At 62.2% G+C, this 12,907-nt stretch carries 16 protein-coding genes; 9 read left to right on the top strand and 7 right to left on the bottom strand.

Translation table 11 applies throughout. The features are described 5' to 3' along the window. Positions 1 to 38: 38 nt before the first annotated feature. From Q0936_RS03850 to Q0936_RS03830, 5 genes are all read right to left on the bottom strand, one after another. Entirely contained in the window at positions 39 to 746 is a 708-nt protein-coding gene (locus Q0936_RS03850) for a DUF4344 domain-containing metallopeptidase (RefSeq protein WP_299294596.1), read from the bottom strand. A gap of 71 nt (positions 747 to 817) precedes the next feature. Then, positions 818 to 1,849, bottom strand: coding sequence for a MaoC family dehydratase (locus Q0936_RS03845; protein ID WP_299294657.1), 1,032 nt, complete (start codon positions 1,847 to 1,849; stop codon positions 818 to 820). After that, entirely contained in the window at positions 1,849 to 2,052 is a 204-nt protein-coding gene (locus Q0936_RS03840; protein ID WP_299294594.1) for a DUF1737 domain-containing protein, read from the bottom strand. Before Q0936_RS03840 ends, Q0936_RS03845 begins: the two co-directional genes overlap by 1 nt. Positions 2,053 to 2,056: 4 nt before the next feature. Continuing rightward, positions 2,057 to 2,611, bottom strand: coding sequence for an NnrU family protein (locus Q0936_RS03835; RefSeq protein WP_299294592.1), 555 nt, complete (start codon positions 2,609 to 2,611; stop codon positions 2,057 to 2,059). A gap of 3 nt (positions 2,612 to 2,614) precedes the next feature. Beyond that, positions 2,615 to 3,469 (bottom strand): CoA ester lyase, encoded by an 855-nt coding sequence (locus tag Q0936_RS03830; RefSeq protein ID WP_299294590.1) that lies wholly within the window; start codon positions 3,467 to 3,469, stop codon positions 2,615 to 2,617. Positions 3,470 to 3,820: 351 nt separating this feature from the next. On the opposite strand from Q0936_RS03830, the gene Q0936_RS03825 reads away from it, so the two are divergent. Then, positions 3,821 to 4,144 (top strand): hypothetical protein, encoded by a 324-nt coding sequence (locus tag Q0936_RS03825; protein ID WP_299138096.1) that lies wholly within the window; start codon positions 3,821 to 3,823, stop codon positions 4,142 to 4,144. Between the two features lie 72 nt (positions 4,145 to 4,216). Here the strand turns inward: Q0936_RS03825 and Q0936_RS03820 are convergent, their stop codons facing one another. Next, positions 4,217 to 4,972 (bottom strand): sulfite exporter TauE/SafE family protein, encoded by a 756-nt coding sequence (locus tag Q0936_RS03820; protein WP_299294588.1) that lies wholly within the window; start codon positions 4,970 to 4,972, stop codon positions 4,217 to 4,219. Between the two features lie 166 nt (positions 4,973 to 5,138). On the opposite strand from Q0936_RS03820, the gene mdh reads away from it, so the two are divergent. Together mdh and Q0936_RS03810 are read left to right on the top strand one after the other, a co-directional pair. Further along, the gene (gene mdh / locus Q0936_RS03815) at positions 5,139 to 6,101 is read left to right on the top strand and encodes a malate dehydrogenase (protein ID WP_299138101.1); all 963 of its coding nucleotides are present in this window, start codon (positions 5,139 to 5,141) and stop codon (positions 6,099 to 6,101) included. A gap of 71 nt (positions 6,102 to 6,172) precedes the next feature. Beyond that, on the top strand, positions 6,173 to 6,964 hold the full coding sequence (locus tag Q0936_RS03810; RefSeq protein WP_299138103.1) for a hypothetical protein: 792 nt from the start codon (positions 6,173 to 6,175) through the stop codon (positions 6,962 to 6,964). Here the strand turns inward: Q0936_RS03810 and Q0936_RS03805 are convergent. Continuing rightward, positions 6,961 to 7,992, bottom strand: coding sequence for a glycosyltransferase family 2 protein (locus tag Q0936_RS03805; RefSeq protein ID WP_299294586.1), 1,032 nt, complete (start codon positions 7,990 to 7,992; stop codon positions 6,961 to 6,963). The genes Q0936_RS03810 and Q0936_RS03805 overlap by 4 nt on opposite strands. Positions 7,993 to 8,178: 186 nt before the next feature. Between Q0936_RS03805 and sucC the strand changes: the two genes are divergently transcribed. The 6 genes from sucC to sucD are packed head-to-tail and all read left to right on the top strand — an operon-like array spanning position 8,179 to position 12,734. Beyond that, positions 8,179 to 9,372: an ADP-forming succinate--CoA ligase subunit beta gene (gene sucC / locus Q0936_RS03800; protein ID WP_299138109.1), complete on the top strand. Its 1,194-nt coding sequence runs from the start codon at positions 8,179 to 8,181 to the stop codon at positions 9,370 to 9,372. A 4-nt stretch (positions 9,373 to 9,376) separates the two neighbouring features. Then, positions 9,377 to 9,835, top strand: coding sequence for a hypothetical protein (locus Q0936_RS03795; RefSeq protein WP_299377879.1), 459 nt, complete (start codon positions 9,377 to 9,379; stop codon positions 9,833 to 9,835). 3 nt (positions 9,836 to 9,838) lie between these two features. Further along, positions 9,839 to 10,534 carry a hypothetical protein gene (locus Q0936_RS03790; protein ID WP_299294582.1) on the top strand — a complete coding sequence of 232 codons (696 nt, stop codon included), beginning with the start codon at positions 9,839 to 9,841 and terminating at the stop codon, positions 10,532 to 10,534. Beyond that, complete coding sequence (locus Q0936_RS03785) at positions 10,525 to 11,022, top strand: hypothetical protein (protein WP_299294580.1); 498 nt, start codon at positions 10,525 to 10,527, stop codon at positions 11,020 to 11,022. The genes Q0936_RS03790 and Q0936_RS03785 overlap by 10 nt, the downstream gene beginning before the upstream one ends. After that, the gene (locus tag Q0936_RS03780; protein WP_299294578.1) at positions 11,019 to 11,810 is read left to right on the top strand and encodes a class I SAM-dependent methyltransferase; all 792 of its coding nucleotides are present in this window, start codon (positions 11,019 to 11,021) and stop codon (positions 11,808 to 11,810) included. The genes Q0936_RS03785 and Q0936_RS03780 overlap by 4 nt, the downstream gene beginning before the upstream one ends. Positions 11,811 to 11,849: 39 nt before the next feature. Further along, positions 11,850 to 12,734 (top strand): succinate--CoA ligase subunit alpha, encoded by an 885-nt coding sequence (gene sucD / locus Q0936_RS03775; protein ID WP_299138120.1) that lies wholly within the window; start codon positions 11,850 to 11,852, stop codon positions 12,732 to 12,734. The last annotated feature ends 173 nt before the right edge of the window (positions 12,735 to 12,907 follow it).

Genomic DNA, 12,907 nt, shown 5'->3' with positions numbered 1-12,907 from the left:
GGCTCAACAAGAGCCGATTTGCGGAACCGACGCAACGCCTACTGCAAGTTGTCGTACAGGTGGCGCAAATGGCCCTCGAACTCCGTGCACATGATGATCGCCACATCCTGCGGGTCATAAAACGCATTCGCTTCGCCACAGGGTTCAACGCGCACGGTCACGGCCTCGGGCAACAGGAAATCCGCATTCAGCGCAGCAACCTCCGCCGCAATCACGTCCGACGTCAGGCTGGGTGCATCCCCATCGACAAACGCAAGGCTTTCTCCAGCCCCGGAAATCTCGTCAAAGGCTGCGCCCCAACTGTCCAACGCCTGCTCATACTCTTCCGCACATGTCTCGGCCCGGTCCTCCGGCAGCCCCATATCGCTGGCAAAATCATCACGCGCATCCGGGTTGCCGCCGTAAAACAGGCACACGGTGTTGTAAAACCGCTGCTCGTCCGGGCCATGCACGTCCCAATAGGCAACATCGCCCGCCGCATCCGCTTCTGCCAGGAACCCGAACGACGCGTCATAGGCCAGGTCCTGCGCCGCCTCTTCGTCATAGAACGCGTCGATCATCAGGATCGAGGCGACATCGGCTGCGTCTTCTTCCTGACCGAACACAGGCAGTCCCAGAACGTCGATCAACGCGTGACCAAGCTCGTGATAGAAAATGCCAAGCAGATTGGCCTCCACAAACGCATCCTGCGCCTCGTCCGCAGCCGCGGCAAAGGGGAACAGAACAAAAGCCAGACCAAATCGCATTGCGTGCCTCCTCGTGACTTGCGGGATGGCGGGTGGGGCGTCGTCGCCAGACGCGCGTCACCCCGGCATCCCTACATCGGCATCAAGGCCCAGTAGTCGAGATCAAGCAAGACCTCAGGCAGGTATTTCCCATCCTCACCGCGCAACCCAAACGGCGCACCACCCTTGGTCGCAACCAGCCGCAGACGGATCGCGCCCACACCCGGTGCCGATGTCTCGGCCTTGTCCAGAACCTCGGACCACGCCCGCACCGTGTCGCCCGCAAGGCACGGGTTGGCATGGGCACCGGCATTCAACCCCACAACCATCTGAGCATTGGCCAACCCATTGAACGACAGCGCCCGCGCCATCGAAATCACGTGCCCACCATAGATCAACCGCGTCCCATCCGGACGTGCCGACGTGTCAAAATGCACCTTGGCCGTGTTCTGCCACAGGCGCGTGGCCAGCATGTGCTCGGCCTCTTCCACGGTAACACCGTCCACGTGGTCAATCTGTTCTCCAATGGCGTAGTCATCCCACCGGTGCGGCTCGCCCGCCAGATCAAAATCATATCCCGAAAAATCCAGGCCCTCCGGCACAACCAGACTGTCCGCCGACACCGAGGCCGCCAGTTCCGGCACAACCGTTTCAGGCGCGGGCGCATCCGCATCACGTTTGCGCACCATCACCCAACGCACATAGTCCAGCACCGTTTCACCGCGCTGGTTGCGCCCGGTTGTGCGCACCCAGATCACCCCGGTCTTGCCGTTGGAATTCTGTTTGACCCCGATCACTTCCGAGGATGACGTCAGCGTGTCACCCGGCCAGACCGGCGCGTGCCAGCGGCCTTCGGCATATCCCAGGTTCGCCACCGCGTTCAGCGACACATCCGGCACCGTTTTCCCAAAGACCATGTGAAACGCAATCATGTCGTCCATCGGTGACGCAGCCAGCCCACAGGCCTGCGCAAAGCCATCGGATGAATACAGCGCATGCCGCGCAGGATAGAGCGCATGATAAAGCGCCCGTTCCCCATCCGACACCGTGCGCGGCACAGCATGGGTCAAGACATCGCCCACGGCGTAATCTTCGAAAAAGCGGCCCGCGTTGGTCTTGGCCATCATTGCTGCCCCAACTTGATGTCTGGATGATAGTCACCGGGCGCGTCCTTGGTCACCGCTTGCCCACAGCGCATGACGCCTGCCGCATGGTCCCAGGTCTGCGTGGGGCTGCCATGCAGCACCCACCCCTTGTTCAACGCCTCAGTCACCTTGTGACAAAAGGCGGACGTGTCCTCTTCGGACAGAAAACGATATAGTTTCATGTGTTTACCCCGGAAACGGCCAGACACCCAGCCAATTGTGAACCATGCCGATCACGCCAAGCAGCACAACCGATCCAACCAGGAACATCCCGTCCTTGGCCAAGGATCCGCCGCTGCGCGCCTGCCACGCGGGCTCGGCCGCGTTGATGATCCGCCCCGTCAGCACGGCCCAGACCAACAGCCCGCCGAACATCAGAACCGATGCCAGATCCCCGTTCACCGCCAGGTGCGCCACCGCCCAAATGCCAAAGCCTGTGAGCATCGGATGCCGCATCCCGGCCAGCAACTTGCCCCGCTTGGGTGCTGGCGACAGCATGTAGATGGCGATGAGCATCGCCAGATTGTTGATGTGCACCATAAAAGTCGGTGGCTGCCACACGGGGATGAAATCCGTCCCGCGATAACCAATCACCATCAGGACAATGGACACGACCAGAACCCCGGCCATCGCACCCTTGCCCGGATCACCCAGAGCCGCGCGACGCGCCGGGGCAACCCGCTTGAACAGATGCGCCGCCCACCACAACGCCACGCCGAGCAGCAAAATGATCCAATACATATGTTATCCCTCCATCATGGACGCAATCGCCCCGGCTTTGGCCAAGGTCTCCCGTGCGGTCACGATGTGCAGGTTTTCGACAATTCGTCCATCGACGACTGCAACGCCCTGCCCGGACGCCTCAACCTCTTCAAAGGCGGCGATCTGGCGGCGGGCCAGATCAATCTCGTCCTCAGATGGGGAAAAGGCCGTGTTCGCGATGTCGATCTGCGCCGGATGGATCAGTGTCTTGCCATCAAACCCCATATCCCGGCCCTGCGTGCATTCGATCTCAAGCCCCGCCGTGTCCTTGAACGCATTGTAAACGCCGTCAATAATAGCACAGCCATGCGCCTTGGCCGCCAACAGGCAAAGTCCAAGACCCGTCAGCAATGGCTCGCGGTCGGGCCGGAACCGGGTTTGCAGCTCTTTGGCTAGGTCATTTGTGCCCATCACCATGCCCTGCAAAAGCCTGTGCGTCGCAATCTGGGGCGCATTGAGCATGCCCAGCGGCGTCTCCATCATCGCCCACAGAGGCACGTCGCCCGTCAGCGCCGCAAGCGCGTCAAGGTCCGCAGGTGCCGACACTTTGGGCAACAGCACCGCATCCACCCCCATGTCCCGCACCGCCTGCGCATCCTCTGCGCCCCACGGCGTATCGAGGCCATTGATGCGAACGATCTTCATCCGTGCGCCATAGCCCCCCTCGGCCAAGGCGGCAGCAAGTGTGGCCCGTGCCGCGACTTTTTCATCGGCGGCAACCGCGTCTTCGAGGTCAAAGATGATGGCATCAACCGGCAGGCCACGCGCCTTCTCCAGTGCCCGAGGTCGTGATCCGGGAATATAAAGGACGGAACGAAGCGGGCGCGCATCAGGCATGGATTTTTCCTGTCGAGTTAGAAAGTTGCGCGGAAAGGGGCATTTTTTACCAGATAGTTCAAGACCCATTGTGCCGCAGCGCAGCAAAAATGTGCACGACTGTCCACAACACTGCGTCGAATCAAATTGAAAACATCACCGTACGGGGCGTTAACCATTAATTCAGCCACGAGGCGCAGGCTGTGGTCACTCCGCTCTTTCTGGGAGGGCCGTTTCAGCCGGGCCGCTGAACAGTTTACGGAAAGAAGGATCGGATCTGACATGAACCGGGGCTGCCCGGTCATCGCCGGACACCCGGCAGGGCCAGATGACCAGAGGTGACGCCTTCATCCTTGTGAAGGGCTGAACGTGATGAAACGGATTTCGAAACTGAAGATGATGGGCGCTCTGGCCGCGACCTGCGCGGTGATGACCAGTGCAGCACAGGCACAGCAAAACCGCAATTGCGGGCCGCGTGAACTGGTCGTGAACCGGTTGGCCGAAGGGTATGGCGAGACGCGCCAATCCATGGGCCTCGGTGCCAACAACGCGGTGATCGAGGTGTTTGCCTCTGACGACAGCGGCACGTGGACCATTACGGTGACCACCCCCAACGGCATGACCTGTCTGGTCGCCAGCGGCCAGGCCTTCGAGGAATTGGCCGAAGTGCTGCCTGCTCAAGGCAACGACGCCTGAGGCATCGCACCACTCACGCAAAATGCAAAAGGCGGGCCAATCGGTCCGCCTTTGTTGCGTCTGTCTGCTGGATCAGGTCAGACCGTCCCAAATCAGTTTGGTCCCGGTCAGCAGCAACAACACGTAGGTCAGCGCAAAAAACGCGCGTTCCGGCACCAGATGGTGCGCCCGCACCCCCATCCACGCGCCCAGCAATGCAAATGGCGCCAGCGCCAGATTGGCCGTGAACGTATGTAGGGTGAACATGCCCAAAAAGGCGTAAGGCACAAATTTGAACACATTGATCGCGGTAAAGATCAGAACCGTGTTGGCCTGATACCCGGTCTTTGTCGGGTTCAACGACAACAGGTACACGGCGGCAGGCGGGCCACCCGCATGGCTGACGAAACTGGTGAAACCGGCAACCGCGCCCGTCAGCACCCCGACCCACGCTGGCAAAGCCGCTTGTGCCAGACGGATCCATCCCCGTGCCCGCCCGACCTGCCAAATGACAAAGGCAATCGAAATGGCACCGATCAAAACGCGAAACACATCCGCATCCGTGCGCACAAACAACAACGCCCCCAGCGCCACACCGGGCAACGCGCCGAGGATCATGCGCCCCGACACAACCCAATCCCATTTGCCCCAATAGGGTTTCAGCGCCGACACATCCATCAACATCAAAAGCGGCAGGATCACCCCAAGCGCCAGCCCCGGATCCAGCACAAGCGCCAGAATCGACGCCGACGCAAAGGACGCCCCTGACCCGAATCCAGCCTTGGAAATCCCTGCGAAAACAACCGCCGGGGCCGCGATGGCGAAAAACCAGAAATCCAGCTCCAGCATGGGCGTGCCCTCGAAAAAATGCCGCGTTCCGTGACTATTAGCCCATGGCCCCACGACCCACCAGCGATCACATTGGGCCGCGCCGCAGCGCAGCACACTTGCACGACGGGCCGTGGCACGCTACCCACCGCGCCAAGTTAAACCCCTAGTGCGGAGAACCTCACCCATGGCCAGACCCAAGATTGCCCTGATCGGCGCCGGTCAGATCGGCGGCACCCTTGCCCACCTCGCAGCCCTCAAGGAGCTGGGCGACGTGGTCCTGTTCGACATTTCCGAAGGCACGCCCGAAGGCAAGGCGCTCGACATCGCCGAATCCGGCCCCTCCGAAGGGTTCGACGCCAAGATGAGCGGCACACAGTCCTATGAGGACATCGCAGGTGCCGACGTCTGCATCGTCACAGCCGGTGTGCCGCGCAAGCCGGGCATGAGCCGCGACGACCTCTTGGGCATCAACCTCAAGGTCATGAAATCCGTGGGCGAAGGCATCCGCGATCACGCGCCAAACGCCTTTGTCATCTGCATCACCAACCCGCTCGACGCGATGGTCTGGGCGCTGCGCGAGTTCTCAGGCCTGCCCCACGAGAAAGTCTGCGGCATGGCCGGTGTTCTGGACAGCGCGCGTTTCCGCCACTTCCTCGCCGAAGAGTTCGGCGTGTCGATGCGCGACGTGACAGCCTTTGTGCTGGGTGGCCACGGCGACACGATGGTGCCGCTGACACGCTACTCCACCGTGGCCGGTATCCCGCTGCCCGATCTGGTGAAAATGGGCTGGACCAGCCAGGAAAAACTGGACGCCATCGTCCAGCGTACCCGTGACGGCGGTGCTGAAATCGTTGGCCTGCTGAAAACCGGGTCGGCTTTCTACGCACCTGCGACATCAGCTATCGAAATGGCCGAAGCATTCCTCAAGGACCAGAAACGCGTCCTGCCCTGTGCGGCTTATGTGGACGGCGCGCTGGGGCTCAAAGGCATGTACGTGGGTGTGCCCACCGTGATCGGTGCCGGTGGCGTGGAAAAGGTGATCGACATCCAGATGACCAAAGACGAGCAAACCATGTTCGACAATTCGGTCAACGCGGTCAAAGGTCTGGTCGACGCCTGCAAGGGCATCGACGACAGCCTGGCATAAATCGCCACAGCCGCGCATTTTCTGGGCCGGATGCCGTCGCATCCGGCCCTTTTTATGTTTAGACTATTCACATGCCCCAATCGCGCCCCATCGAACGCAAGCTGACAACCATCCTCGCCGCGGATGCCGCCAACTACTCTGGCCGCATGAACCGCGACGAAGAAGGCACTGTGCGCGCCCTGCGCGCCGCACGTGATGTCATCGACACGTCGATTGCCAGCGCGCAGGGGCGCATTGCCAACACATCCGGGGATGGGTTGATTGCCGAATTCCCGTCTGTGGTGGGTGCCGTCCGCTGCGCGATCAACATTCAGGCTACGCTGAATGCCCGCGACGATCTGCTGCCCTTTCGCCTTGGCGTGCATCTGGACGATGTCATCGTCGAGGGTCAGGACCTGCTGGGCGACGGCGTCAATCTGGCCGCGCGCCTTCAGGAAATGGCCGAGATCGGCGGCGTGCTGGTCAGCCAGCAGGTGCGCGACCACGTGCGCGACAAGATACCGGGCGTCGAATTGCGCCCGCTCGGCCCGGCGACGCCAAAACATCTGGATCAAGTCGGCCTCTATGCCATTGTGGCGGACGGTTTGGTCGCCCCCCGCATTCTGGACAACCTTGGCCCCAAGGTTGATCAACCCGCTCCGGACGTCATTGCAGAGCCCGTCCTGCCCACCGAGGCGGTCGAGATGCGCAGCAAATACGTGAAAACGCGCAAACGCATCTGGATTGGCATCGGCAGCCTGGCCGCGATTGACGTTATAACGGGCGCGCCATTTCTGGTCACGACAATCCCGACAGTGGCCCTGGCATGGATCCTCTGGTCCAAGTGGTCCAAGCTGCGCAGCGTGGAAAAGGCGGCACCCTAGCCCGCGTCCAACAGCTCCGACAGCCACGGATTGCGCACCAACAGGTCGGCATCAAAGGCAGCGGGCGACAGGTCAACGCCAATGATCTGCCGTAGATCAAACGGAACCTCCGCCAACAACTCAAACGCCGACAATTGCGCCACACGCGCAGGATCAAGCGCAAAGAGCGTGCGGTGAGCCGCCTCGATCTGCGCCATGGTGTTGCAGCGGTCCATCATCCATTCGATCTGTGCGGCCCGGTGAGGTTGCAGGATCGCACTCTGCACCTGCGACGACGTCATCCGGTAGCGCAGGAATTTCATCGCCCAATGCAGCGGCGTCAGCCCGTCAAAATGCAACAGCCGCGCGGAACGCGACACCTGTTTCGGCGCGCGCCGCCATGTATCGCCCCGGCGCACCGTCGCGTTGTGTACGCCAAGGCGCAGGCCCGCACCAACACGCACACCGCTTTTGCCTGCGCCGTGCGAATACTGACCCCGTTTCATGAACCCCTCAAAAGGCGCATAGGCACGCGCTGCATCCGCCTCGGGCAGATCGCCGGTGACCCGAAACGCCCCGGCAAAGATATGCGGCGCCGGCTCTTGCGGGAACAACCGCTCCAGCACGGGCAGGTTCAACTCAGTCCCCGGATCGGTCATCAGCGCCAGCTCCGCGCCAAGATCATCGTCCTGCCAGATGAACTCATCCGCATCGATGTGGAACAGCCACGCCGCATCCGTGCGCCGCTGGGCCACGTTGGCATTGATCGTCTGTCGCCGCATCTGCGAGGGCGGGCACCCCTTTTGTGGCCTGCGTTGCGTCCAATAGGCGGCGTCACATAGCTGAACATGACAGCCTGTGATCTCGGACAGTCGCGCGGCACCGCTGTCCTCCGGGTCGTCGAGAAAGACAAAGACCTCGTGCGCACCAGTCGCGAGGTGCCACCGGACATTCGCCTCGACCAAGGCCACAGGTTCCCGCACAGTCATCACCACAGCCCAGCGGGCGTGGGTTTCCTGTGCGTGGCTATCCCCTTGACCTGTCACCATTTGATTCCCTTTTTAACCACTTTCCCTGTTGCGATGGCGTTTGTGATCACACTTTTTTGGGCAGTGATCACAAATGTCGCTTTTCTGGCCCGAAAACCCGTACTGCGACATATTACCCGTTTACCCCGCGTTTAGTCATGGTCGTATAGGGCCAATCCAGATGCATCTATACGGGACCGATCTGTCATGAACATCCATGAATACCAAGCCAAAGCCCTTTTGCGCAGTTATGGGGCTCCGGTCTCGGACGGGCGCGTCGTGCTCCGGGCCGAGGACGCCAAGACGGCAGCGGGCGCGCTGGACGGCCCGATGTGGGTGGTCAAGGCGCAGATCCACGCCGGTGGCCGCGGCAAGGGCAAGTTCAAAGAGCCGGACGCAGGCGACAAGGGCGGCGTGCGCCTGACCAAGTCGGTCGAGGAAGCCTCGGAAGAAGCCAAGAAGATGCTGGGCCGCACCTTGGTCACGCACCAGACTGGCCCTGCAGGCAAACAGGTCAACCGCATCTACATCGAAGACGGCTCCGGCATCGAAACCGAACTGTACCTCGCCCTGCTGGTTGATCGCCAGACCAGCCGCGTCAGCTTTGTCTGCTCGACCGAGGGCGGCATGGACATCGAGGAAGTCGCGGCCAGCACGCCCGAAAAGATCCTCAGCTTCAGCGTCGATCCCGCCACGGGCTACCAAGCCTACCATGGCCGTCGCATCGCGTTCTCGCTGGGTCTGGAAGGCAAGCAGGTCAAGCAGTGCGTCGGCCTGATGGGCCTGCTCTACAAGGCGTTCATCGAAAAAGACATGGAGATGCTCGAGATCAACCCGCTGATCGTGACCGACAGCGGTGACCTCAAGGTGCTGGACGCCAAAGTGTCGTTTGACGGCAACGCGATCTACCGCCACGCCGACATCAACGAGCTGCGCGACGAGACCGAGGAAGACCCCAAGGAACTCGCCGCCTCGAAGTACGATCTGAACTACATCGCGCTGGATGGTGAAATCGGCTGTATGGTGAACGGCGCGGGCCTCGCCATGGCGACCATGGACATCATCAAACTCTACGGCGCAGAGCCTGCCAACTTCCTCGACGTGGGCGGTGGTGCGACCAAGGAAAAGGTGACCGAGGCGTTCAAGATCATCACCTCTGACCAGAACGTCAAAGGCATCCTCGTCAACATCTTTGGCGGCATTATGCGCTGTGATGTGATCGCCGAAGGCGTTGTCGCCGCAGTCAAAGAGGTCGGCCTGCAAGTGCCGCTGGTTGTCCGGCTTGAAGGCACAAACGTGCAACAGGGCAAGGACATCATCAACAACTCCGGCCTCGACGTGATTGCTGCCGACGACCTCAAGGACGGCGCGCAAAAGATCGTCAAAGCGGTCAAAGGCTGAGCCAGTGCGCGCGGCTCTGGCATGGATGGCAATTGCGGGCCTCGCGGCCTGCCAAACCGGTGGAACTGCGTCTGATACCGCGGCTGTGGAAACACGCGCCGCGGTGCCTGTGTCTGCAGCCGCCGGGCCCGGCGCGCGCAGTGTTACACCCGCCTTTGGTGCCGAAGTGATACGCACCGCCTGCCTTGAAACCCGGCCCGATTTCCGCCGAACCGAACAGGCACTGGCGCAGCTGGGCGGTTTCGTCCAGAACGCCAGAACCGGCACCTATTTCAGCCAAACCCATGACCTGTCGGTCAAACTGATCGAAAACCGTTGCTCGGTCGTGATGGGTGGCCAGTTTAACGGTGACGCCGCCCGCAGACTGGTCAACGCCACTGGCGCGCCCGAAGCGCTGCGGCCCGGTTTGCCACGGCCCGTGAACGGCAAAGTCTATCTCTCCTTCTCCGTGGTGAAAGGATAGGACATGCGGACCCGCTTTTTCCTCCTTCTCCCCTTTGCGCTGGCGGCCTGTGCCGATCCGGCGATCCAGGATGATCATGCGATGACGCTGCCCCCCATCGGGCTCGCAGCAACCGCCGTTTGGCTTGACGAACGCGAAGCGAATACGCCTCGCCCGACGCGCGCCTCCGACATCCCCACGTCCCAGATCCGCGCCACCGTGAATGGGGGCGTCGCCGCGACACCCGTTGCACAACCCGTTCCAAACCGCGCGGCTCCGTCCGGAAACATCGCCCTCGCCGCGCAGGCATTCGCGGATGTGTGCGTGGCCTCCCTGCCCACAATGGCTGGGATCAAGGACCGTTTTGATCAGGTCAGCCTGCGTGATTTTGGCGTCCGCCCCAGCCGCGCGGCCTCCAACTACTACATCACCGGCCAACGGCGCGGCGACATCTACATGAACCTGTCGCTGGGCGCAGGCCGCTCAAACATCCATCAATGCGCTGTTTCGGTGCGCCGTCAGGATGCGGCCACTGTTGCCCAAACGCTCGTCGACACGGTGACCAACGCGGGATATGCCCTGTCACCCGTCGCGGCCTCGGGCACTGCACAACAGGCCTGGGCCATCTCGGGTGCCCCTGCGGGGACACAGCTCAAGACCTCGACACGGATCAACGCGTTGGGTCAGGAACTCACCGGGGTCTGGATCACATGGCGCTAGGCGTCCGGCATATGGCATGGGCCGCTTTGGCCTGCGCGCTGGCGGGCAACGCCGCTGCCGGTGGGGCGCACCCCGCCGTGACAGCGTTTACGACCTATTGTTTCAAGGCCGGGCAGACCGCCGAACAGGCGCGCGCGAACATGCAATCGGTCGCAGGCGTGCCGCTGCCCTTTGCCCTGACCTTTTGGGACACCTCGCTGGAACCCGCCCCAACCGCGCCCGCCCATGCCGAACGCCGGTGCGAGGTCCAGTTCGACGGTGATATGCCCGCCGCCTTGCGCGCCGTACAGGCCAAGATGGCGACACCGCCCGTCTTTGGCACTCCGATCCCCTTGCCCGCGCCATATGCGCCCGAGGCAGGCACCGCCTATATCGAAGGGCGCGAACTGCTGCGCGGTCGCGTGGCGGTTGTGCATATCGGCACCCGTGGCACCCAGACATTCATCGGGGTGGATCGCCTGCCCGCTGGCATGGGGCTGCCCGAATGAACGACCTGCGCCCCTGCCCCAGCTGCACCGGCACCGACGCGACACCCTGGCCCGCCTATTCGCGCGACCCGTGGATCGTGGCACGCTGTGGCACCTGCGACCTGACCTATTTGCGCAATCCCGTCGACTACGTCGCGCTCGAGGAAGACTTCGCCTGGGAAAAAACCTACGAGGAGAAAAAGGACGCCACCAAAGGCTCCACATCCCTCAGCCCGGCCATCCGATCCCTGCGTAAGTCGCTCAAGCTGACGCACAAATCCAAACAACACCGAATGAACACCTGGTTCAACGGCGGCCATGTGCTCGACATCGGTTGCGGCAACCTGATGAACGTGCCTGCCCCCATTACGCCCTACGGGATCGAGCTCAGCAAGGCGCTGCACGCCTATGCGGACGATTGGATGCGCGCGCGTGGCGGCTACTGCGTGCATGGCGCGGGTGCCGAGGCAATCTGGGATTTCGACGCCGAGATGTTCGACGGCGTGGTCATGCACAGCTATCTCGAACACGAGGTTGACCTGATGGGCGTGCTGCGCGGCGTGTTCCGCGCGCTGAAACCCGGCGGGGCCGCCTATGTGCGCGTGCCCAATTTCGGATCGGTAAACCGCCGCGTCGTGGGCGCAAACTGGTGCGGCTTCCGCTATCCCGACCACGTCACCTACTTTACGCTGCCCACCCTGCGCGACGCTGCTGCACGCGCGGGTTTCACGGTTGAACTGGTCAACCGCGTGGGCCTACCCATCGACGACAACATCAAGGCGCTGCTGCGCAAGCCGGTGGCCCAATGACACATCCCCATTCAAATACCCTCCAAGGAGACGCCCCAAATGGCCGTACTTATTGACGAAAACACCCGCGTGATCTGCCAGGGCCTGACCGGTTCGCAGGGCACGTTCCACACCGAACAGGCCATCGACTACGGCACCAAAATGGTGGGCGGCGTCACCCCCGGCAAAGGCGGGATGACCCATCTCGACCTGCCCGTCTTCAACTCGGTCCACGAGGCGATGGATGTGACGGACGCAAACGCGAGCGTCATCTACGTCCCGCCCCCCTTCGCAGCCGACTCGATCCTCGAGGCAATCGACGCCGAAATGCCCCTGATCGTCTGCATCACCGAAGGCATCCCGGTGCTCGACATGATGAAGGTGCAGCGCGCGCTGGAAGGGTCGAAATCCCGCCTGATCGGCCCCAACTGCCCCGGCGTTATCACCCCGGACGCCTGCAAGATCGGCATCATGCCCGGCCACATTCACAAGCGCGGCTCCTGCGGGGTTGTGTCCCGCTCAGGCACGCTGACCTATGAGGCCGTCAAGCAGACAACTGATCTGGGCATCGGCCAGTCCTCTGCAGTTGGCATCGGTGGCGACCCGATCAAAGGAACCGAACATATCGATGTGCTCGAGATGTTCCTGGCCGATCCAGAGACCACAAGCATCATCATGATCGGCGAAATCGGCGGCAGCGCCGAAGAGGACGCCGCCCAGTTCCTCGCGGATGAGAAAAAAGCAGGCCGCTGGAAACCCACCGCCGGTTTCATCGCAGGCCGCACAGCCCCTCCGGGCCGCCGTATGGGCCACGCGGGCGCGATTGTCGCCGGTGGCAAAGGTGGTGCCGAGGACAAGATCGAAGCCATGCGGTCCGCGGGCATCGTGGTGGCCGACAGCCCCGCGACGCTGGGTGAGGCGGTAATGGAGGCGATCAAAGGCTGATTATGCTGCGACGCTGGGCTTCAAAACTGAGGGCATCCCCCGACCGCGGGTGGGGGAATATCCCCCGCCCGGGGGGGCGGTCGGGGGATGCCCGGCTGTGCCGCCGGGCCGTCATCCTCCTCTGCTGTGTCGCATCTATTGGTTCTCCGCTTTTCGCGAATGGAACTTTCAAT

This window comes from uncultured Tateyamaria sp. (genome assembly GCF_947488715.1).
Lineage (GTDB): Bacteria > Pseudomonadota > Alphaproteobacteria > Rhodobacterales > Rhodobacteraceae > Tateyamaria.
This window is presented reverse-complemented; position numbering and strand designations above follow the sequence as displayed.